We start from the raw sequence: 22,483 nt of genomic DNA on the forward strand, positions 1-22,483 counted from the left end.
CAGCCGCAAAACAGATAATAATCATCTGTTTTGCGGCTGCCCTTGATTATTTTATAACCAATATATTTGCCTGACCGTTTGCTTTCCTTAATACTTTTGATAGACCGGATCTGTCACGGTGTCAAATTCGTGCTTTGGGGTATTTTGTATGGTTTCTTTTTCTTGTTTTTGTTCTGTTTCCAGGTGGAATTTGCCTACTTCTTCCCGCAGGGTATTGGCCTGGGCGCTCATTTCCTCGCTGGAGGCTGAGTTTTCCTCTGCAGTTGCTGCATTGGCCTGTATGACAGCGGATACCTGCTCCAGCCCTATACGGATCTGCTCAATGGAAGAAGCCTGTTCAGAGGCTGATACGTTGATCTTATTGACGATATCGTTGATAGAACCGGTGGTCCGGTCAATATCCGCCAGGATCTGTGCGGTTTTTTGGGTAATTTCAGTGCCCTCCTCTACAGCATGGACGGAATTTTGTATGAGCTCTGCCGTCTGCTTGGCGGCCTCTGCGGATTTGGATGCAAGGTTGCGGACCTCGTCAGCTACCACGGAAAAGCCTTTTCCTGCGGTTCCAGCCCGGGCAGCCTCAATGGCGGCGTTAAGGGAAAGGATGTTGGTCTGGAATGCAATGTCCTCGATGACCTTTGTTATATTGGTGATCTGATCGGAAAAGACGCTGATGTTGTCCATTGCCTTTGTGAGCTGCTTCATATGAGTGCCGCCGTTTTTCACATTATCACTTGTCTGCTTTACATACTCGGTGGCTTTTATAACATTTTTTGAATTCTCCGCGGCCTGTTCCGTGATACTGGCAATGGAGGAGGACAGTTCCTCTACGGAAGCGGCCTGCTCTGTGGAACCGGCTGCCAGCTGCTGGGCTCCTGCGGACACCTGTTCTGTTCCTGTATTAACCTGCTCTGCGGCAACATCAATCATGATGAGGGTGTGGTTCAAAGAGGAAACGGTCTTTAAAATTGCTTTTTTAATTGCTTCAAAATCTCCTACATAGTCCAGGTCCATGGAAAAACGCATATCTCCCTGTGACAGAAGATTCAGCTTCTCCGTAATGTCCCTGATATAGGAGGTGATGGTTGCATTTGTATTTCTGATATTTTCAGCCATGCTTCCAAGCTCATCCTGGCCTTCATATGTAATCTGAGCCTGTAAATTGCCTTTTGCCATTTCCCTGTAAACAAGCTCGATTTCCTTTACAGGATCCAGAATGGATTTTCTGAGGATCACTGTAATGAAAAGAGTAAACAGCAGGGAGATTAAAAGGGATAAGGAAAGGGCGAACCAGGCTGTTTTCATGAAGTTTTGTGCTTCCTGTTTTTGGGCGGTGGCAAACTGCAGCTGGATATTTGAAAAGTTCGTCAGGATCTCACCGGCCTGATCAATTGCGGCTGAATAAGTGATTTTATAGGATTCATAGGCTTTGCTGCCGTTTCCGCTGGAAGAAGCGGTAACCAGTCCTGAAATCTCTTCTCTTGCCGCCTTGGCCGTTGATAACAAATCTCTTAGCTGCGCAATGTCGTTATCCCTTGCGTTGGATGACTGGTTGCCTGCAAAGGCCTCCAGTGCGGCGGAAACGCTGTCTTCCTGTTCCTGAGCCTTGGTCAGGTTGTCCTGTACGGCCTGTGCATCATCATCAAGAATCGCCTGCAAAAGATATTTTTGCGCTGAGGCAAGGCCGGACCTCATGGTCCATGTGCTGTTGGTATTTGGTACGGTGTAGCGGTAATAGCGTTCAACCTGAAACCCGATCTTTTTCGTGTCCCAGGCAGACAGAGCGGTGGATGCTATAATGATCAGGAGCATGACACCGAAGCCTAAAATCAGCTTTTTGCTGATAGATAGGTTTTTAATCAGAGAACCTGTTTCTCTGCGGCTATCCTCAGCATTTGTATTCTGTTTTTTCATTTTATCGTTCCTTTCCCGATTTTTCAGCCTATGAAATATACAGGCCGGAGAATGCTTTGTATTCTACCATATATATCGGAAAATTTTAGGAAATCAATAAGAATCTTTCGGTTATTTTTTTAACTATACAGACTATTTGGAATATTTTTTGTCCCGGAAGATCGATTTTAGGCAGAAAAGTGAGGGAAAACAACAGCTGAGTACTTGGAGGTTTTTTACAAAATAAAAAATAAAATCTATGCATTATGCCTAAAATACCAGAGAAAAAAAATAATCGATTGACATTTTCGTGCAAATGGAATATTTTTAAATTACATACTTATTTCGGAGACCGAAAAAAGAAGGAGGGTGCTGTCTTAACATGAAAAAAAGTGGTTTACAGGACATGAAAAGGGAAAATCTGCGGTTGATCATGAGCGTGATACTGGAAAAGGAATCAGTTTCCCGCATTGAATTATCCGAGATCATAGGGCTTTCACCCAGCACGGTATCCTCTCTGACTTCAGAATTGATGGAAAAGGGCTGGATCGAAGAAAGCGGTATTGCCGCTTCCACGGGAGGCAGAAAGAGGACGGAACTGTCAATTAATAAAAACAAAGGGTATATTGCTGTTCTGGAAATCGGTTGGAGAAGGGCTGTGCTTCATTTTATGGATCTTTCCCTGGAAAAAAGCGACAGTGTTCTTCTGTCGGATTATTATATTACGGGCAATGAGCTGCTGGAAAAAGTCATTCAGTATTTAAAGGAGGATGCGGGAAATCTCTGCAATGGCCAGCTGGCCGGAATCGGCCTGCTTTTTCAGGAAGACATGAATCCCAGTGATTTTAATGTCATGTATTCCACATCCTTGTCTTCTGACACCATTTCGTTCTGTGAAGCGGTCAAGACCCAGTTTAAGGTGCCTGTTATAGAGGAATATTCCCAGGTCTATTCCTTCCGGCAGATACTGGAAAGAGAAGAGAGCGCCAACAGCGCCCATATTGAAATCGGAAAAAAGGTATTTGTATCCATAACTGCCAATGGGACGCTTCTGGATATGACTTCAGGAAAAAAGGCGGATATGACTCCGTTTGTGGAAACAGAAGATAAGAAAATAACCGGTGACAGACTGACAGAAGGAATTGTCAATATACTGCAGATGATCTGCATGCTGTTTCCTATTGAAAATGTATACTTATCAGGCAGGCTGACAGAAGGAGATGACCTTGCAAAGCGCGTAAGCGGTCAGCTGAAGAAAAAACGTTTATTAAAACACGCTGTTGAAGTCAGGGCAATAAAGCCCGTGATTAACCATATGGAAACAGATTTAGGCAAGCGAGTGCTGAAAAAAGTGATTTATGAAATGTAGCTGCCGGACGGCCAACCGTCAGCTGCGACCTGGAAAGGAGAAGTCAATGGATTTTAAGTCAATGGTAAATGAAAACAAATTCACTCTGGTTGTAAGCCTTCCGGAAAATAATCTGGAGCTGGCCAGAGCTGCGCTGGAAGGAGGAGCGCAGGCAATCAAGGTTCATGCAAATGTATGGCACCGGGCCAGCGGTCATACTTTCGGGACATATGAAGAAAACCGCCGGTTTTTAAAAGATTTAATAGAACTCTGCGGGGAGGTGCCTGTAGGGCTGGTTCCGGGAGGGGAAGAAGCATTTATTACCAATGAGGAAAGGCTGGAAGCGGAAGAAATGGGGCTTTGTTTCTTTTCTTCTTACATACACCATCTGCCGTGTTATATGATGGAAAGCAAGGTACTGACCAAAATGGCTGCGATTGACTGCACTTATAATCAAAATACGCTGGATGGGGTGCGTTTATCCGGCATTGATATACTGGAATGCAGCATCCAGCCGGGGGAGCTTTACGGAACTCCGTTAAATTACGGTGATATTCTCCGTTATACGGATATATCTGCCAAGGCAGGGAAGCCAACGCTGATTCCCACCCAGAAAAAAATCCGTCCTGAGGAAGTCAGACATCTTTATGAAGCCGGCTGCAAAGCCGTCATGATCGGAGCAATAGTTATGGGAAAAGATCCCACAGCGGATCAGGTAAAAGCTGCAACAATACAATTTAAAAATGCAGTCGATAAATTATAAATATTATTTTGGGGAATATGGAGGAAAAACATATGTTACAGGGAACATTAATCATCATTGCTTTTCTTATTATTGCAGCATTCATGATGGCAAAGAAATTGCCCACCCTGCTGGCTCTGCCGCTTTTGGCTGTTGTCATTTGCGTGATCGCAGGAGTTCCTGCCGTGGGTGTGAATGGGGAAGGGGCTCAGATCGGCTGGCTTTCCACTGTTTTGGAGGCCGGTACGGTTCGAATGGGATCAGCTATCATGGCCGTTATTTTCGGCGCATGGCTGGGCCAGCTGATGAACAAGACAGGGGTAACTGAGAATATCATTAAAAAGAGTGCGGAGCTGGGAGGCGACAGACCTCTGATTGTAACCCTGATCATGGTAACGGCGGTAGCGCTTTTGTTTACAACTTTAAGCGGTCTGGGCTCCGTCATCATGGTGGGAACCATTGTGCTGCCTATTCTGATTTCCGTGGGTGTCCCGGCAGTCAGCGCAGCAAGCATATTTTTGATGGCATTTGCCGTAGGGCTCTGCTTTAACATTGCCAACTGGACCTCCTTTTCCAGCATATTCGGTCTGGAGATCGCCCAGATAAAAGGGTTTGAGATCTATATGCTGGTACTTACCCTGGCAGCCACCATTGTTCTGATCTTTGTTGAATTTAAGAAAAACGGTGTCAAGTTTGCTTTTTCCGCACCAGTCTCCGATCAGGCACAGACCAAGCAGCTCAGAGGAATGTCCGGAGGGCTTGCCATGATCACCCCTCTTATACCGATTGTTCTGGTGGCGTTTTTTAAGGTTCCTGTAGTTCCATCCTTTCTGGCCGGTATATTATGGATCCTGGTATTTACCTCCAAGAGCTTTTCAAAGGCAATGAATCTTCTGGTAAAAACCTGCTATGACGGGATCACGGATGGAGCTCCTGCAATCATTTTAATGATCGGCATTGGTATCTTATATCTTGCGGTGACCCATGCCATGGTAAAAGAAGTGCTGAATCCGTTTCTGATTGCGGTAGTTCCTTCATCGAAAGTCGGATACATCATCTTTTTCAGCATCCTGGCTCCCTTATCTTTATACAGAGGTCCCATGAACTTATTCGGACTTGGTTCTGGAATTGCTGCCTTAGTCATTGGCCTTGGAACATTAAATCCCCAGGCAGTCATGGGCGCGTTTCTGTCAGCGGAAAGAATACAGGGCTGCGGAGATCCTACCAATACCCAGAACGTCTGGACCGCAAATTTCGCCGAGGTGGATGTGAACACCATAACAAAAAAGCTGCTTCCATACCTTTGGACAGTTTCGGTGATGGGCGTTATTATTTCAGCATTTATATACTTCTAAGCATTCAGACAGGAGATTTTATTTTATGAAAGTACGTATCGGAATTGATGTCGGCGGCACATTTACGGATGCAGTTGCCATTGATAATGAAACTTTTGAGCTGGTCGGCGTTGTAAAAACGCCGACCACCCACAATTCTTCCAGGGGCGTGGCGGAAGGAATTGTACAGGCGCTGCAGAAAATCATGGAAGATTGCAGCATCAGTCCGGAGGACGTGGTTTTTATCGCTCACGGCACGACCCAGGCGACCAATGCCCTGCTGGAAGGGGATGTGGCTTCTGTGGGCATTGTAACCCTTGGAAGCGGCTTGCAGGGAGTAAAGAGCAAATCAGATACAAACATCGGAAACATTGAACTGGCAGCGGGTAAATTTCTGGTGAGCCAGAATGTTTATGCGGATACATCAGAGGCGGAAAAACTGGAAAGCACCATTGAAAACGCCATCAATTCCTTATTGGAGCGGGGCGCTTCAAGCATTGTTGCGGCAGAAGCGTTCAGCGTGGATGATCCGGGCAATGAAAACATGGCTCTGGAAATGTGCAGGAGGATGGAAATTCCGGGGACCGCTACCAATGAGATCTCCAAGCTGTACGGTTTAAAAATAAGGACCAGGACTGCCGTGGTGAATGCCAGCATTATGCCTAAAATGCTGGAAGCTGCCACTATGACGGAAAAAAGCATTAAGGACGCAGGGATCAAAAGCCCGCTTATGGTCATGCGCTGCGACGGCGGGGTTATGACTGTAGATGAGGTGAGAAACCGACCCATTATGACAATTCTTTCAGGGCCGGCAGCCGGTGTTGCCGGAGCGCTTATGTATGAAAAGCTGACTGATGGCCTGTTTTTTGAAGTCGGCGGTACATCAACGGATATTTCTTGTGTGAAGGATGGCAAGGTCATGATCCAGTACGCCGAGGTAGGGGGACATAAAACCTATTTAAACAGCCTGGATGTGAGGACCGTGGGAATCGGAGGCGGAAGCATGGTCCAGATAAAGGATGGAAAGCCGGTGGATATGGGGCCCAGAAGCGCCCATATAGCAGGACTGGATTATGAAGTCTATACGGATGCCGGCCTGATCCGGAATCCAAGGCTTGAGACCATCAGGCCGGTGCCAACCGATCCGGATTACGCGGTGATCGTATGCGACAACGGAGTGAGGGTCACCCTGACCATGGCCGGGGCAGCCAACATTGCCGGTTATGTGAAGCCGGAGGATTACGCCTATGGGAATGTGGAAGCTGCCAGAAAGGCCTGGAAGCCTCTGGCCGAAAACATGGGCTGCACCGTGGAGGAAGCTGCAAAAAAGGTAATGGCTTTTGCAGCGGCAAAAAATGCAAAAGTGGCGGAGCAGCTGATGAAGGATTATAAAATGCAGCCAGAGCAGACGGTTTTTGTAGGCGGAGGCGGAGGGGCGGCCGGCGTAGTGCCTCATCTGGCCGAAACCCTGAAGCATAAATGCCGGATCGCTGGCAATGCGGCGGTCATTTCCACCATTGGCGTGGCTTTGGCCATGGTCCGGGATATGGTGGAACGAACGGTTTCAAATCCCACCCAGGAAGATATTTTAAGCATCCGCAGGGAAGCGGAGCAGAAAGCCATACAAAGCGGCGCCGCGCCTGGTACTATTGAGATTCATGTGGACGTTGATACCCAGAAAAATCTTGTAAGGGCGATTGCTGTTGGGGCTACGGAAATGAGAAGCAAAACCCTGGGCAGTGCAAAGCTGTCAGTGAAAGAGCTTTTAAAGCTGTCTGCGGAAAATCTGTCAGTGGCTCCTGATGAACTGTCCGTAACGGCTGAGAACGGCCGCATGTATGCGGTTCAGTATAAAAAGGTGGAAAGAAAATTACTGGGTCTGGTGAAGACCACCACCACTCCTTTGCGCCTGATCGATGAAGAAGGGGTCATCCGCCTGCAGAAAAACAATGCAATGGCTGCTGAGACGAAGATAAAAGATTGGGAGGCAAAGGCTGACTGGTTTCTGGAAGAACTGACCGTGTTTAATGACGGCGGCGCCAATCTTCCCAATATTTATCTGGTATCAGGAAAACGCATCATTGATCTGTCCGGCCTTCAGAACAGAGAGCAGATCTGCGGCCTGGGAAATGCAGAGCTTACGGGCTTTGACAAAGAGGAAAAGATTCTGATTGTGGCAACGAAAAGGGCAGATTCATAAAGCTGCGAGGAAAATGAGGAAGAACAGATAGGCGGTGAAAGACCTTGAATAAAATTTCCATGCCTTTTCCCGGCAGGGAGCTGGCGGAAGAAGAGCTGAGCCGTGACAGCTGCTGCAGCAAGGTTCCTGAATGTGACAGACCGGTCATCACAGACAAAGCCTGGTTAAAAGGAATGAAGGCGGCTGAACTGGTTTTTAAGCGTTACCGGGGAGAAAAGGATTTTACGAAAATTGTTGAAGAAAGCGGCCTTACTTATGAAAAGATCGATACGGATTATGTCATGGGAAATCAGAGATACTTCAGCGATTATTTAACAGGGCAGAAGCTGATCCACCTCTATATGAAATCCATTTCACTCTGGGCAGAGGAAAACGGAATGGAGACAGATGAGGCAGTAAACCTGATATTGAGCCATGAATACTATCATTTTCTGGAATGGAATGAGCTGGGACTGACCAGCAAGGATTACCAGGTGCCTATGTTGAAGCTGGGCGGTTTAAAAATCGGGCGGACCGGAATCAGGGCCTTGTCGGAGATCGGGGCTCATGGGTTTGCCTGCCGCTATTACCAGCTGGCAAACACCCCTCAGGATTAGCTTCATACTCCCAATAAGGGGCAGGAAAGAGAAAACACCCGGGATACCTTGATAAAAAAGGAAGAAAAGAAGAGAGGAGAAGGTATATGAAACAGGACTTGAATTATGATGTGGTGATCATCGGCGGCGGTCCGGCAGGAACTGCCGCGGCCATTGCCAGCGCCAGAAACGGGGCCAGAACGCTTCTTGTGGAGCAGAACGGTTGTCTGGGAGGGATGCTTACCATGGCAGGCACTGGCCCACAGATGACCTTTCATGCAGGCAGCACACAGGTTGTGAGGGGAGTTGCAGAGGAGATCGTGGAACGAATGGTAAAAGAGGGCTTTTCTCCGGGCCATATGGAGGATTTTGTGGGGTATGCCAGTTCTATAACCCCTTTTGATGCGGAAGGAATGAAACTGGTTTTAGAGACCATGGTCCGGGAATCCGGGGCCGATCTTTTGTATCACACCGTTTACACAGGCTGTGAGCGGGAAGGCCGGAAAATCACCGGCGTGCATTTGTATGGGAAACAGGGGTTCTTTACCGTGACCGGATCGGTTTTCATTGACGCTTCGGCAGACGGAGATCTTGCGACCCATGTCGGAGTTGAAAGCGTCTACGGAAGGGAAGAGGATCATCTCGCCCAGCCAATGACCATGAACATCAAGGTGCGGAACGTGGATCGGGAACGGGTCATTGAATATGTAAAAGGGCATTCGGATGACATGCTTTCAACCATTCCCTTTGACCGTCTGGAGCTGATCCCAAGAAGCGGCGTGCAGGGAGCATATTCCGTTGTAAGAAAGGCCAGGGAAGCAGGGGAATTTCCCATTGACAGGGATATGGTGCTGTGCTTTGAGACAAATAATCTGGGAGAATACATCCTTAACATGTCCCGTATCGTGAGAAGAAGCGCAGTGGATTCCTTTGATTTAACAGAGGCGGAGATAGAGGGAAGAAGACAGGCTCATATCATTGTGAATTTCATGAAAAAATATATACCTGGATTTGAACAGGCAGTGATTGTTTCCACAGGACCTCATATCGGCGTCAGAGAAAGCCGCAAGATCAACGGCGCATATAAGCTGACTGCTACCGATCTGCTTCAAAATAAGATGTTTGAGGACGCAATCGCCATGGGCGGCTACCCCATTGATATCCATTCGCCTGACGGGGGGACGATGGAGCATCATTATTTAAAAGAGGGAAGCTGGTATTCCATTCCTTACCGCTGCCTGTATACCAATGAGCTGGATAACTTACTGGTGACCGGACGCTGCATGAGTGCAACACACGAAGCCTGTGCGGCCGTCCGAGTGACTCCCATACTTATGGCCATCAGTGAAGGGGCCGGCACTGCGGCTGCTCTTGCAGCTGGACAGGGAATCAGCGTGGCTGCTATTGACGTGGTACAGCTTAGGGAAACATTAAAGGCCGGCGGGGCGTTTCTTGAACCCTATTGTTAAATTCTGAAAGCATAAAAAAGATCTGGGGACCGGCTGATGATAATCAGCCGGTCCCCAGATCTTTTTTATCATTATTTTATGGATGAATTGTAGTTTGTAATGGCTGCATTTACCTTTTCAGCCAGGAAATTTACCGCCTGATCCGGTGTGTAGGTGCCGTCATAGGTTTTTTCCATTGCTTCGTTAAAGAGTGTTCTGGATTCGGTAGCGACTCCGGATAATACGCCTGCGGTGTATCCGTTGACAGGAGTATCCTTTAACTGGTTGATAGCTGTGGTGAAGTTTGGATTCTGGGCAATGAAATCCTTCATGGCAGGAGTTTCATAAGCCTTGGGGTTAACTGCAAAGTAACCGGTGGACATGCTCCAAGTGGCCTGGGATTCCGGTGTGGTGGTGAATTCAATGAACTTCCAGGCGGCGTTCTTTTTCGCTTCATCCTTGTTATCCATCATCCATAAGGAGGCGCCTCCGATGATTACGCCGCCGTCGGCAGCACTTGCATCGATCTTTGGAAGATATCCGGTACCGATCTCAAAATCGCTGCTGGCCGTAGCATTTTTAAGGATTGCCGTGGACTCAATGATCATGGCAGTCTGACCGGAAAAGAATGCGGTCTGGGTATCTGCGGTGGTGCTTCCGTAGTTTGCCGCATATCCGGAATCCATGAGTTTTTTCCAGGTTTCAAAAATCTTAAGTCCTGCTCCGTTGTTTAAGAAATCCACTTCCGTGGCAGGATCTTTCCGCCCGTTCTCATTGTTTGCATAGAATTTTCCCTGTCCCGCGATCTGCTGCTCAAAGAACCAGCCGTAAATGGCCTGGGCATAGCCTACCGGGGCAGCCTTGCTTTCCACGATTTTCTTGGAGAATTCCAAAACCTCGTCAAATGTCTTAGGCGGGGTGTCGGGATCTAAACCGGCAGCCTTGAAAACATCCTTGTTGTAGTACAGCATTGGAGTGGAAACGTTAAACGGCATGGACATCTGTTTTCCGTTTACGGTGTAATAGCTGGTAATGATGTCCATAACGGTGGAAGGATCAAAGTTTGTGGTGGAAAACATATCCTGTACCGGAACGGCATAGCCGCTGTCAGTCATGAACTTTGTACCGATGTCGTACATTTGGCAGACGTCCGGCATGTTGCCGCTCTGCATGGCAGCTTTCAGCTTGGTGATTAAGTCGTCATATGTTCCCTGGTACTCACTTTTTACCTCCACCTCACTCTGGGATTCGTTAAAGGCCTTGACAAGGGCTTCGGTCGCCTCTCCGTTTACGCCTCCCATGGCATGCCAGAGGGTGATGACCGTCTTTCCGCCTTCAGCCGGAGCTTTTGTGTCAGCCGCAGCTTTTGTTGTAGCGGCTTCTGTAGAACCTGCCGCTGTGGTTCCCCCGGAAGTGGAAGCACTTCCTCCGCAAGCAGCCAGAGTCATGGACATGACTGCGGCCATAGCTGCCGCAAGCCATCTTTTTCTTCTTTTCATATAAATCCTCCTTGTATTATATAGTCATAGCTTTTCTTTACCTTTTCTTAGGTATGAGCTATGCTGTTTTAGATACTGTGGATTAGTTCATTTCTCCTACCACTTGATGGTTTAGTAAAGGCTCTAACCACAGTCTCTTTGTTCACTTGTTAATCAGTTAGATACCGCATGACGGTTTATTTAGAACAAGGTTACAATCGCAGAGAGCCACCGTGGTCTAAAACAGTATCAAATTCATTTAATAGGAGTTTCGCTATGATATACGCAGGGATTGATGTTTCCAAGGATAAGCATGATTGTTTTATCATCAACTCAGATGGGAAGATTCTCTTTAAATCCTTTACCATTCCCAACAACCGGGAAGGTTTTGAGGTCCTCTATCAGAAGATCACTTCCACTACAGATGATTTAACCAATGTAAAAGTAGGCCTTGAAGCCACTGGACACTACAGTTATAACATCTTGGGCTTTCTTCTTGATAAAGGTCTGACCACCTTTGTTATCAATCCGTTACATACCAGTCTTTTCAGAAAAAGTCTAAGCCTTAGAAAGACGAAAACGGATAAAGTTGATTCCCATACGATTGCTACAATGCTTATGTCTGATGTGAACTTAAAGTCCTACTCAGACATATCTTACCACAACGAGGAATTAAAGTCACTAACCCGTTACCGTTTTGATAAAGTCAGGGAGCGCGCCAAGCTTAAAACTTCTGTTTCCCGTCTGGTTACGATTCTTTTTCCTGAACTGGAAAAGCTGGTTCCCACTCTTCATATGCCTTCCATTTCCGCTTTACTAAGCGAATTCCCCGGTGCTTTTCAGATTGCTTCTGCTCATCTTACCAGACTGACCAATCTGCTTTACGAAACCTCTAAGGGTCGTTACGGCAGAGACAACGCCATCCTGTTCAGGGAAACAGCCAGAGCCTCTATCGGTTCGAATATGCCTGTAAAATCTCTGGAACTGAAACACACCCTAAAGCTGATAGGTGAATTAGATGCCGAAATTGATGAAATCGAACAGGAAATAAAACGTATCATGGATGAACTCCATTCCCCTATTCTTACGATTCCTGGAATCAGTTACCGGATGGGCGCCATGATTCTAGCTGAAATCGGTGATTTTTCCCGTTTTGACTCTCCTGATAAGATTCTTGCCTATGCTGGATTATCTCCCTCTACCTACCAATCCGGACAGTTGGAATCTTCTCATTCACATATGGAAAAGCGTGGTTCCAGGTATCTGCGCTACGCACTTTTTAATGCTGCTAAATTTGTCTGTAAGTGGGATCCGGTATTTGCCGCCTATCTTGCAAAAAAGAGGGCGGAGGGTAAGCATTATAACGTTGCTGTTTCTCATGCTGCGAAGAAGCTGGTCAGAGTCATTTATCGGTTAGAAAAATCGGGACAGGCATACAACAAAGTCTCTTAACTTTTCTGTTTAATAATTTTCTTTTTGAGCACCTGTAAAGATGCTCTGTTTGTCATGCGGTTTTCAAGGTACTGATTTACTTGAAATGCATTTCTGCAATTCATTCATAAACTTTCTTTTTTAGACTTGACTTTTAATAGTTAGTCTTTAATTATATAGTTTTATCTATACACAGTCCCTGTTGGGCCTGCATAAAATACTTACCCTTTTACAGAACCTGAGGTGAGGCCGGAAATCAATTGCTTCTGACCTAATACGAACGCCAGGATGGAGGGAATCAGGATGATCATGGAACCGGCCATGACCGGACGGAAGTCCGTGGATTCCGCGCCCTGAAGCATACCAAGGCCGATCTGAACGGTTCTCATGTTCACTGAATCCGTTACAAGCAGGGGCCATAAATAGTGATTCCAGCTTTGAAGGAATATGTAAATACCCAGTGCGCCCATGGAGGGCTTTACAAGCGGAAGGGCGATAAAGCAGAAGAACCGGAAGTTGCTGCAGCCGTCAATATCCGCAGCCTCTTTGATCTCCATGGGAAGCTGGAGGAACGCCTGCCTCATGTTAAACACTGCAAAAGCAGAAGCAACGTTTGGAAGGATCAGGGCCGTATAGGTGTTCTTAAGGCCTAAGTCGCAGATGATTAAGTAATTTGCAATGATGATGGCCTGGCTGGGGATCATCATGGTTGCAAGCATCAGCAAAAACAGAACATTACGGCCGCGGAATTTCATCATGGAAAAAGCATAGGCAGCCAGCGCTCCTGTGGCGATCTGTCCAAAAGTAACTGTACCGGACACGATTAAGGAGTTTTTTATAAAGGTAAAAAAAGGAGCCAGCTGCAGGGCTTTTATGTAATTATCAGGGATCAGCTGCTTTGGCCAGAAGCCGCCGGAAAATACCTCCTTCATGGTCATCATGCTCACGTTAAAGCAGTAGACAACAGGCGATATGATGATGATTGCAAAAAGGATATTTAAAGCATAAAGCAAATATTTAACCAGTTTGTTTTTCATCAGTAGGTCACCTTCTTTTCCAGTTTAAATTGAAGCAAAGTGAGAACCATCAGAATTACAAACAAGACGATGGATTCCGCGCAGGCCATACCGAACCGGCTGTTTATAAAGGCCTCCTGATAGATCTGATACACAATGACATTGGTGCTTCCGGAAGGCCCGCCCTGTGTCATCATCTTAACCTGAGCGTAAGCCTGAAGGGCATTGATGACATTGATGATCAAAAGGAAAAACAGGGTAGGCGATATGCATGGAATAGTAATGTGCCTGTGCTTGGCATAAAAGCCGGCTCCTTCAATGGCCGCGCATTCATATAAGTCTAAGGGAACGCTTTGCAAGGCGGCGGTAAGGAATATAAAGTTTAATCCGATGTTCATCCATACGGTCACAAGGGTGACAGCGCCCAGGGCGTACTTGGGATCCGTCAGCCAGCCGATGTGGGTACCCAGGATCTTGTTTATAATTCCAAGACTGCTGTGAAAAATGAACATAAAAACAACGGAAGCAGCCGCAGCGGAAATTGCCATGGGAAGAGCATAAATGGTCCTGAACAGGTTTTTTCCTTTAATATCCTCATTGCTTATGATTGCCAGGACAAACCCGATGACAATAGAACAGACCACGGTCATAACTGCGTATTGAAAGGAAACCAGAAGACTGTTTTGGAAGGCCTGGGAGGTGAAGATGGTAAGATAATTCCCAAGGCCCACAAGGGAGGAAACCGCCCCAAGGGGAGTTGTCATGGCAAAACTGAGCCAAATGGTTTTAAAGAACGGCCAAAACAGGAATGCCGTAAAGAAAAACATGGCGGGCAATAGATACAGATATGGCTCAATCACCCGGAAAAATCGCTTCTTTTTCATGAAAAACTTATCCTCCTTTTCCTAAAAAGAAAAAGAGAACCAGCATTACACTCCGCCTTAGAGATAATGGCGGAAATGTAACGTCTGCTCTCTCTTTTTCTCTAGCAAATGTTTCATTGACGTTAGTTTATCATATTAATGGTTATAATGCAATATATATTTGCGATAAAGCATTATAAATTTGGTTAATTTTTGATATATTATTAACAAATACAAAAAGATATGAATTAACTTCTATAAAAAGTAGATTAAAATATGAATAAAAATATACTTTATAAACAACAAAAATCTTGTAACACACTGCTCATCCACAATTGGAAACAGATACCAGGCCTTTAATCAGGTATTTGCGTTCTGGAATATCCGGGAAAGCCTCCGGAAAAGAGAATGGTATTCACAAACGTCCGGGAATAGGGTATAATAATTCTATTGCGCAGTAATTTGAAATTTAAGAAAGAAAGACGGGGGATCGTTTATGAATGGTAAAAGAATCTTATCACTGGTACTTGCTGTTACAATGGCAGCAGGGCTTAACAGCATGACTTCTATGGCTGCCACCAGAAAGAAGATCACTACGGTGAACTTGTCCGTGTCTGCGGATGTGGTGCCGGGAGGTTCCGTTTTTGACCAGCAGGCTGAGCTCACAGTAAAAAACGGCAAAATTGATGTGGGAGAATATGAATTTACCAACAGCGGATTTCAGTGGTATGAGCATGATGTGCCAAGGCTGGAAGTAAAGCTGTATGCACAGGAAGGATATTATTTTTCAGTTTCTGAGTCTGGTTTCACCATTAGTGGGGGAACCTTCGTAAAGCAGGCAAGGGAAGATTTCAGCCAGACGCTGACATTGACCATTGATCTTCCCAGGGTGGGAGAATTTACCCAGGACATAACAAGTGCAGAGTGGGGTTCTAAAACCATGGCAGTATGGAGTCCTGCAGCAGGAGCCGGAAGCTATGAAGTGAAGCTGTACCGTGACGGAAAGCATACGGGAGGGGTTAAGACCTCCGTGGGAACGAGTCTGGATCTTTCCGGGTCAATGGGAAAGGTGGGGAACTACACCTTTAAGGTGCGCCCGGTGAGTAAGCAGAACTCTGAGAATAAAGGTGATTGGGTGGAGTCTTCCGCCAACTACGTGGATGCGGCGGCAGCTGAACAAAACCGCACCTCTTCCGGGAACAGTGGGGGATGGAAGCAGGATGGAACCGGCTGGTGGTATGCCAACAACGACGGAACCTATCCGGCAGAAATCTGGCAGAGTATCGATGGACAGTGGTATTTCTTCAACGCAAGGGGCTATATGGCTACAGGGTGGGTTGAGTGGAACGGAAAGCAGTATTACTGCGATCTTGCAGGAGGACAGATGCTTTCAAACACCACAACCCCTGACGGAGTCAGGGTCGGAGCCGACGGAGCAAAGCTTCCTTAAGGATTTAAAGATGAATTGGCGGGCTGCTTTTTGCGGTCCGCTTTTTTGCCGTCTGAGGGCCCCTGCTTTTAAAAAAACTTGTAGGATTAAGGATTATATCATATAATAACAGGGCGGAGGCAGATAAGAATGACAGAAAAAAAGACGGGAAAGCGTTACCAACGGGTACTGGCGGCAGCCGTTGTCCTATTAACTCTTTTCTTGGCAGGCTGCAGCCCGGCAGCCGCAGATCCTTCCCCATTCCCTCAGGGAAATGAGGCAGGCGCGGATTTAAAGGTACATTTTATTGACGTGGGCCAGGGAGACAGCACATTAATTGAAAAAGACGGGCATTTCATGCTCATAGACGCAGGAGAGCGGGATCAGGGAGAGATTGTTGCCTCCTATCTGGAGAAACAGGGAGTGAAGACGCTGGACTATGTGATCGGAACCCATCCCCATTCAGACCACATCGGCGGCCTGGAGACGGTTATCCGGAAATTCGGCGTTCAGAAGGTCCTTTTGCCGGAAAAAGAACACACTACGAAGGTTTATGAGCGATTGTTAGATGCCATAGCGGATAAAGGTTTAAAAGTCACCATTCCAAAGCCGGGGGATGGTTATTCCCTTGGGGAGGCTTCATTTCAGATCATAGCTCCCGTCAGGGACTATGGAGATAATTTGAATAACTGGTCCATAGGCCTGCGGCTGGTTTATGGAAAGAACAGCTTTGTTTTATGCGGAGATGCGGAAAAGGAAGCGGAAGAGGATATGGCAGCAGGCGGTCTCCCCTTAAAGGCCGATGTGCTGAAGCTTTCCCATCATGGAAGCTCCACCTCATCCGCTCCGGGCTTTATGGATAAGGTGGATCCGGAATATGCGGTGATCTCCTGCGGTAAAAATAATGATTATGGGCATCCTCACAGGGAGATCCTGGAGATGCTAAAGAAGCGGAACATCAAAGCTTTGCGCACGGATCAGCTTGGGACCATTGTGGCGGTGAGCGACGGATCAAAGGTCACCTTTCCGGCAATTGGGGAAGATGCAGGTGAGGACAGGGCGCAAAGTACGGCAGCTGTCCAGGATTATGTGATAAATACCAACACGAAGAAATTTCACAGACCGGACTGCAAGTCAGCAGCCTCCATGAAAAAAGAGAACCGGAAGGCTTATCAGGGGGCCAGAGAGGAATTGATCGGAATGGGGTATGAACCGTGCCAAAGCTGCAATCCTTAATCTGGGGGAGAAAGGAAGAGGAAAGGTTATGAAGGTTACCATAGACAGGATAGGAGAAACCCTTGTCATCTGCGAGGATGAAAACGGGGACATGGTAAAGGTCCGGGCCTCTGCGCTGCCGGAAGGCGTAAAGGAAGGAGACATTCTCACAGAGGAAGACGGGACATGGACATTTGAGAGGGAAGAGACGGAAAGGCGCAGGCAGAGGATTCGTGACAAGCTGAGAGGTCTGACAGAATAAAGGATTAGAATATGAAGAATTATATTGTACTGGATCTGGAATGGAACCAGAGTGCCGGAGGGAAGGAAGAGGCGGTAGAGCGCCTTCCCTTTGAAATCATAGAGATCGGGGCTGTGAAGCTTAATGAAGGGCTGGAAGAAGTGGGTGAATTTAAGAGACTGATACGGCCCAGGATCTATCCGGAACTTCATGAAAAGATATTGGAAGTAACCCACATGGATGAAAAAACCCTGATGGAAGAAGGCAGGGACTTTGAGGAAGCCATAAAGGAGTTTTTAAAGTGGTGCGGAGAGGAAGCCGTATTCTGTACCTGGGGTTCCATGGACTTAACCGAGCTGCAGAGGAATATGGCGTTTTATGGAATCATAAACCCCTTTCCAAAGCCCTTTCTCTACTATGATGTACAGAAGCTTTACAGCCTCCTTTATGGGGATGGCAAAGACCGGCAGTCCCTTGATATTGCGGTTTTAGAGATGCAGATCATGGAAGAGAGGCCCTTTCACCGAGCCCTTGACGATGCCCATTACACCGGGCGTGTTATGCATAAAATGGACTTTGATAAGGTCCGGGAATACTGGTCAACGGATTATTACCGCCTGCCGGAAAATAAGGAGGAGGAAGTATATCTGGTGTTTCCAAGGTACTCCAAATACATTTCAAGGCCCTTTGAGTCAAAGCAGGATGCCATTGGGGACAAAACCGTCACTGATGTCATTTGCTGCAAGTGCAACCGGATGCTGAGAAAGAAAATCAGATGGTTTTCCGTGAACCAGAAGTTTTATACGGCTCTTGGTATCTGTCCTGAACATGGAAATGTAAAGGGAAAGATCCGCATGAGGCGCACCGATGACGGCAGGGTCTATGTGGTGAAGACTATGAGGCTGGTGGGAGAGGAAGACATCCGGGAGATCTACGAGAAAAAGGAAGAAACCAGAAAAAAACGGGTGGAAAAGACCAAGATACGAAAGCAGAATAAAAAGAAGGGGGATGCCCCCCTTTCCTAAGTTTCGCTTTCCTTCATCCGGTATCCGACTCCGATTTCCGTGAAAATATATTTTGGTTCCGCCGGATTGTTTTCTATTTTTCTGCGGATGTGGGCCATATTGACCCGGAGGATCTGGTTATTGTTATCCGCGTAAGGCCCCCAGATGTGGCTTATGATATAGTCATAAGTCAGGACCTTGCCGGAATTTTCCGCAAGAAGGGAGACCAGCTTGTATTCGATCTGAGTCAAATGGATTTTGCGCCCTTCAAGTGTGACCAGACGCTTGGCAAAATCAATAAACAGGCCGTCGCTGCTGTAGGGGGTGGGTATGACAGCTCCATCCATGGTGCTGACGGTAGGCCTTCCATGGCGAAGGGCAGTGCGGATCCTGGCCAGCAGCTCGCTGGTTCCAAAGGGCTTGGTGATATAATCATCGGCGCCGAAATCAAGGGCGGCTACCTTTTCGTGTTCCTGGGTCCTGGCGGAAATGACTATAATCGGAATGGAAGTCCAGCTTCGGACGCTTTTTATAATATCAATTCCGTCCAGGTCAGGAAGTCCTAAGTCCAAAAGAATCACATCCGGGCAGAGGGAATTGATCAGGGCCAGTCCATCCCGCCCGTTATAGGCCGTATTTACTTTATAATCATGTCTTTCTAAAGCGCTTTCAATAAAGTTGCAGATATTCTTTTCGTCTTCAATCATGACGATTGTAAACTTACTCATAAGCATTCTCCCCTAATGGTAGTGTAAATGTAAAAACTGCGCCATGATCTTCATTGGCTGCTGTGATTTTTCCGTCGTGGGCAGTAACAATGGCCTTGCAGATGGAAAGCCCGATCCCCATTCCCTTATGGGAATCATAGCTGCTGTTGGGCGATGAGGTATAACCGTCAAATAAGGTGTCCAGCCGTTCCGGGGAAATTCCCACACCCTGGTCCCGCACCTCAAACCAGGCATAACCATCCTCAACGAATATGGACAGGCTGATGGGTTCCTTTGAATTGGAATGGTAAACAGCATTTTCCAGAAGGTTGATGATGACCTGTTCGATCAAAGTGGCATCCATGGGAACCATGATAAACTCATCTGGTACGGTCACATGGACAACGGATTTGGGCAGTCTTTTGTGAAAACGCTCAATGGCTTCGGAAGCAACCTCTTCCAATGGTTCCGGACGCTTTGAAACATGAGCTCCCGTATCCCGTATCCTGGTAACGCTAAGCAGGTTTTCCACCATATTTAAGAGCCAGTTGGCGTCTTCGCGGATATTGGAAACCAGGCTGGTCTTTTCTGACTCCTGCATGTTGACGGAGTTTTCCAGATATGTGTTGCTTGCGCCGATGATCCCTGTGAGAGGGGTCCGAAGGTCATGGGAAATGGCCCGCAAGAGGTTTGCCCGTAAGGCTTCCTTTTCCGCCTCCATTAACATCTTTTCCCGCTCGTTTATGATACGGCTTTGTTCTTTTAAGTGAGTGGTAGTGGTGCTTGTAATAGTTGAAATGATCAGCAGTGCAATGAAAGTAACAGGATATCCTTCCATTACAAAGTTAAACGCCATATATGGGTAAGTAAACACAAAGTTTACACAGATCACACTGATAAAAGAGGCAATGACTCCCGGTATATAACCGCTGGAATAGCGGGAGATCAATACAACTGCCATCATATAAATGATTCCCACGTTGTTAGTATACCCGCCCAGTATGTGCATCATGTAGGAGAGGGCGGTGGCAAATAAAAGGCAGACAAAGGTGACAATGAAATTCCGAAGCAAGTCCTTTTTGGATATGATTTTCTGTTTATTCATGAAATCTCCTTTTGCAGCTAACGGAATTTGAAACGGCCGCCCCGCCGTCCTTTCCGCTTTGATGAATAGGAACTGCGCCTTTGTTCCAGAATGCTGTTGAATTCATCGGCAGAGACCCCGGAGTCCTGGAGGCGTTTCATACGCTGTTCCCGCCGTATAAGGAAATCCTGCTCCTCTCTGTGTTTCCGGTACAGAAAGAAGGTGACTGCCCCTCCGATCACTGCCACAGCGCCCACACTTCCTAAAATAAGCCAGGCTGCTAATGGGATCTCAAAGGGTCTTAAAGCCTTTTCCCGGTAATCTTCCGCTTCTTTTTCCAGATTCCTTCCGGTAGGCTTGGTGGAAGTCTGGGTGGCGGACGGATCCAAATCCTCCATGGAATCGGAGAGGGTTTCGGCCTGAGGTACCGTGGCTGCCCCGGCTTCCTGTGTCTTGTTCTGGAATAAGGCTTCATTCACCTCCAGGAAAGTGCAGCCAACCACACGGTCATTATAACGGTAGTTTATCTTTGCGATGGCATTTGGCGGGTCCCCGGATGAAATATCATAGCTGAGCTCCGGCTTTGCATCGGAAAAATTTGCTGTTTTAGGCAGGATGATCCGGCTGTCAGGGTCCAGGATCAGGGCCTCCGGTTTGGTGATGGACAATCCGCTGAAATTTAAGTCGCTGGTAATGGAGCTGTAGGTTTTTTCGTATTCCGCAGCTTTTAAGGAAACAAAATTTTCAAAACCAAAATCCAGAAGATTTTTGGTGTCAGTCCAATACTGGGGAGTCGATCCTTTTAAGATGATGGTAATCAGCTTTAATCCCTTTTTTTCCGCACAGGTTATGAGGGTGTTGCCGGCCAGCGTGGTGTAGCCGGTTTTGCCTCCTACAATGCCCGGATAGTAGTAAGGCGTGCTTTTGCGCATCATCTTGTGGCCAGGATAGATGGTAAGCCCTTCTTTATTGATGGAGTTGGGCGGAAGCTTATAATAGGTTGTGGAATCAATCTCTTCAAAAACAGGATTGTTAAATGCTGCCCTTGCAATGAGAGCCATGTCGTAAGGAGAAGTATAATGCTCCGGGTTATTTAATCCGCTGGGATTGGCAAAATGAGTGTTTGTGCATCCCAGTTCCTTTGCCTTGGCATTCATCATGTCAGCAAAGGCTTCCGTGCTTCCTGCCACATGCTCTGCAAGGGCGTTGGCTGATTCATTGGCTGATTTAAGCAGCAGGGCATAAAGGCAGTCCTTCACAGACAGCTTGTCCCCTTCATTGATTCCGGCGTTGCTGCTTCCGGATTCCACATTGTATACGGCGTTATGGGAAAAGGTTACGATTTCGTCCAGACTGCATTTTTCGATAACAATCAGTGCGGTCATGACCTTGGTAATGCTGGCTGGAAAATATTCACTGTGTATGTTCTGGCCCCAAAGGACGGTCCCTGTATCCGCATCCATCAAAATGGCTCCCTGGGCCTGGACTGAAAGGTTGGAAGGCCAATCTGCTGCAGCCAGAGAAATCCTTGTAAAGGAGGAGATAAAAAAAAGCAGGCACAGAAAAAATATAGAAATCTTTTTCGTAAATTGAGTCATATTGAGTAATCTCTCCATAGGCTTTGATTCAGTTTCAGACAATACTTCAATCTACAGTATAGGTTATTTACCGTAACAAGTAAAGATTATTTAGTATTTTTCCCCATTTACGTGCCGGTAAATCAAGGGGATACGCGGACATATCCCCTTGATCACGAACCCAGGAATTAAAGATCTTTATTTTTTTCCCTGCGCATAAGAAAAAGACAGGCGGCGAAAATAAGCAGGATGGAGAAAAGGTAGATAAAGCCGATGAGAAAGACCGTGTCCCGGAAAAAGCCTTCCGGAACGATGTTAATGAGCATATCAGTGGAAGGATCCAGCATCCACAAGTCATTTTTAAAGAATATATGGTGGAAGAGGATAAAATATCTTGTAAAATCTGTTGAGATAATGAAGGCTATGACAGCGGTCAGGAAAAAAAAGATTCCGGTTCCAGCGCACACGGCCCGGGGAAAGGTCTTCTTAAAGCTGGTTTTTAGTAAAAGGAGAAGGATCAGGCATAAGGCCATGATCATGAGACAACCTCTTCGTATGGAAAGGGCGCCTAAAAACAGTCCCCGGACATCCTCCATATGGGCGATTTCCCTGGCGTTGAAAAACTCCCGTTCTACGCCTCCCATGGTGGTTTCCACGTGAAGGTCATCTCTGTCACCCCTCAGATAGGACATCATTTCACCGGTGACGTCAAGAAGATCCTCCATTGTCATGGAAACTGACTGGGTCACATTATATTTGGCATATTCTTTTTCAAAATATCCCGGCAACCAGTAAACGGCTGCCTCCACGGAGGTGAATAAAAGCACGATCATAAGGCAGAAGGAAAAAATGATTCCAGCAGTATATTGCAGAAAACGGTTCATAAGGGTCCTCCTTAAGG

At 46.8% G+C, this 22,483-nt stretch carries 19 protein-coding genes; 11 read left to right on the top strand and 8 right to left on the bottom strand.

Going from position 1 to position 22,483, the window contains the following annotated elements:
- Positions 1-87 precede the first annotated feature (87 nt).
- Positions 88-1,911: a methyl-accepting chemotaxis protein gene (locus tag K401_RS0109280; RefSeq protein ID WP_024292690.1), complete on the bottom strand. Its 1,824-nt coding sequence runs from the start codon at positions 1,909-1,911 to the stop codon at positions 88-90.
- Positions 1,912-2,272: 361 nt separating this feature from the next.
- Between K401_RS0109280 and K401_RS0109290 the strand changes: the two genes are divergently transcribed.
- From K401_RS0109290 to K401_RS0109315, 6 genes are all read left to right on the top strand, one after another.
- Positions 2,273-3,259, top strand: coding sequence for a winged helix-turn-helix transcriptional regulator (locus K401_RS0109290; protein WP_024292691.1), 987 nt, complete (start codon positions 2,273-2,275; stop codon positions 3,257-3,259).
- A gap of 46 nt (positions 3,260-3,305) precedes the next feature.
- Entirely contained in the window at positions 3,306-4,001 is a 696-nt protein-coding gene (locus tag K401_RS0109295) for a hypothetical protein (RefSeq protein WP_024292692.1), read from the top strand.
- Positions 4,002-4,033: 32 nt separating this feature from the next.
- Positions 4,034-5,335: a hypothetical protein gene (locus K401_RS0109300; protein ID WP_024292693.1), complete on the top strand. Its 1,302-nt coding sequence runs from the start codon at positions 4,034-4,036 to the stop codon at positions 5,333-5,335.
- Between the two features lie 25 nt (positions 5,336-5,360).
- The gene (locus tag K401_RS0109305) at positions 5,361-7,514 is read left to right on the top strand and encodes a hydantoinase/oxoprolinase family protein (RefSeq protein ID WP_024292694.1); all 2,154 of its coding nucleotides are present in this window, start codon (positions 5,361-5,363) and stop codon (positions 7,512-7,514) included.
- Between the two features lie 44 nt (positions 7,515-7,558).
- Positions 7,559-8,110, top strand: coding sequence for a hypothetical protein (locus tag K401_RS0109310; protein ID WP_024292695.1), 552 nt, complete (start codon positions 7,559-7,561; stop codon positions 8,108-8,110).
- Positions 8,111-8,196: 86 nt separating this feature from the next.
- The gene (locus K401_RS0109315) at positions 8,197-9,558 is read left to right on the top strand and encodes an FAD-dependent oxidoreductase (protein WP_024292696.1); all 1,362 of its coding nucleotides are present in this window, start codon (positions 8,197-8,199) and stop codon (positions 9,556-9,558) included.
- A gap of 71 nt (positions 9,559-9,629) precedes the next feature.
- Here K401_RS0109315 and K401_RS0109320 read toward each other — a convergent pair whose 3' ends face one another.
- On the bottom strand, positions 9,630-11,036 hold the full coding sequence (locus K401_RS0109320) for an ABC transporter substrate-binding protein (protein WP_024292697.1): 1,407 nt from the start codon (positions 11,034-11,036) through the stop codon (positions 9,630-9,632).
- 255 nt (positions 11,037-11,291) lie between these two features.
- On the opposite strand from K401_RS0109320, the gene K401_RS0109325 reads away from it, so the two are divergent.
- Positions 11,292-12,467: an IS110 family RNA-guided transposase gene (locus tag K401_RS0109325; protein WP_024291165.1), complete on the top strand. Its 1,176-nt coding sequence runs from the start codon at positions 11,292-11,294 to the stop codon at positions 12,465-12,467.
- 200 nt (positions 12,468-12,667) lie between these two features.
- On the opposite strand, the gene K401_RS0109335 is transcribed toward K401_RS0109325, so the two are convergent.
- Together K401_RS0109335 and K401_RS0109340 are read right to left on the bottom strand one after the other, a co-directional pair.
- Entirely contained in the window at positions 12,668-13,483 is an 816-nt protein-coding gene (locus K401_RS0109335; RefSeq protein ID WP_024292698.1) for a carbohydrate ABC transporter permease, read from the bottom strand.
- Positions 13,483-14,346 (bottom strand): carbohydrate ABC transporter permease, encoded by an 864-nt coding sequence (locus K401_RS0109340; protein ID WP_024292699.1) that lies wholly within the window; start codon positions 14,344-14,346, stop codon positions 13,483-13,485. The genes K401_RS0109335 and K401_RS0109340 overlap by 1 nt, the downstream gene beginning before the upstream one ends.
- A 475-nt stretch (positions 14,347-14,821) precedes the next feature.
- On the opposite strand from K401_RS0109340, the gene K401_RS0109345 reads away from it, so the two are divergent.
- From K401_RS0109345 to K401_RS0109360, 4 genes are all read left to right on the top strand, one after another.
- The gene (locus tag K401_RS0109345; RefSeq protein WP_024292700.1) at positions 14,822-15,775 is read left to right on the top strand and encodes a PspC-like choline-binding domain-containing protein; all 954 of its coding nucleotides are present in this window, start codon (positions 14,822-14,824) and stop codon (positions 15,773-15,775) included.
- Positions 15,776-15,904: 129 nt separating this feature from the next.
- Positions 15,905-16,990: a ComEC/Rec2 family competence protein gene (locus tag K401_RS0109350; RefSeq protein WP_024292701.1), complete on the top strand. Its 1,086-nt coding sequence runs from the start codon at positions 15,905-15,907 to the stop codon at positions 16,988-16,990.
- 28 nt (positions 16,991-17,018) lie between these two features.
- A complete protein-coding gene (locus K401_RS0109355; protein WP_024292702.1) occupies positions 17,019-17,231 on the top strand; it encodes a DUF3006 domain-containing protein in 213 nt (70 codons plus the stop codon).
- Positions 17,232-17,242: 11 nt separating this feature from the next.
- Positions 17,243-18,235: a 3'-5' exonuclease gene (locus K401_RS0109360; RefSeq protein WP_024292703.1), complete on the top strand. Its 993-nt coding sequence runs from the start codon at positions 17,243-17,245 to the stop codon at positions 18,233-18,235.
- Here K401_RS0109360 and K401_RS0109365 read toward each other — a convergent pair.
- From K401_RS0109365 to K401_RS0109380, 4 genes are all read right to left on the bottom strand, one after another.
- Positions 18,232-18,942, bottom strand: coding sequence for a response regulator (locus K401_RS0109365; RefSeq protein WP_024292704.1), 711 nt, complete (start codon positions 18,940-18,942; stop codon positions 18,232-18,234). The two genes, K401_RS0109360 and K401_RS0109365, sit on opposite strands and share 4 nt — an antisense overlap.
- Positions 18,935-20,026: a sensor histidine kinase gene (locus K401_RS0109370; RefSeq protein WP_024292705.1), complete on the bottom strand. Its 1,092-nt coding sequence runs from the start codon at positions 20,024-20,026 to the stop codon at positions 18,935-18,937. Before K401_RS0109370 ends, K401_RS0109365 begins: the two co-directional genes overlap by 8 nt.
- Positions 20,027-20,043: 17 nt before the next feature.
- Positions 20,044-21,468 carry a serine hydrolase gene (locus K401_RS0109375; RefSeq protein WP_242842299.1) on the bottom strand — a complete coding sequence of 475 codons (1,425 nt, stop codon included), beginning with the start codon at positions 21,466-21,468 and terminating at the stop codon, positions 20,044-20,046.
- 302 nt (positions 21,469-21,770) lie between these two features.
- Positions 21,771-22,466, bottom strand: coding sequence for a TIGR01906 family membrane protein (locus K401_RS0109380; RefSeq protein ID WP_024292707.1), 696 nt, complete (start codon positions 22,464-22,466; stop codon positions 21,771-21,773).
- Positions 22,467-22,483 lie beyond the last annotated feature (17 nt).

Source organism: Lacrimispora indolis DSM 755 (assembly GCF_000526995.1).
In the GTDB taxonomy this organism is placed as follows: domain Bacteria; phylum Bacillota; class Clostridia; order Lachnospirales; family Lachnospiraceae; genus Lacrimispora; species Lacrimispora indolis.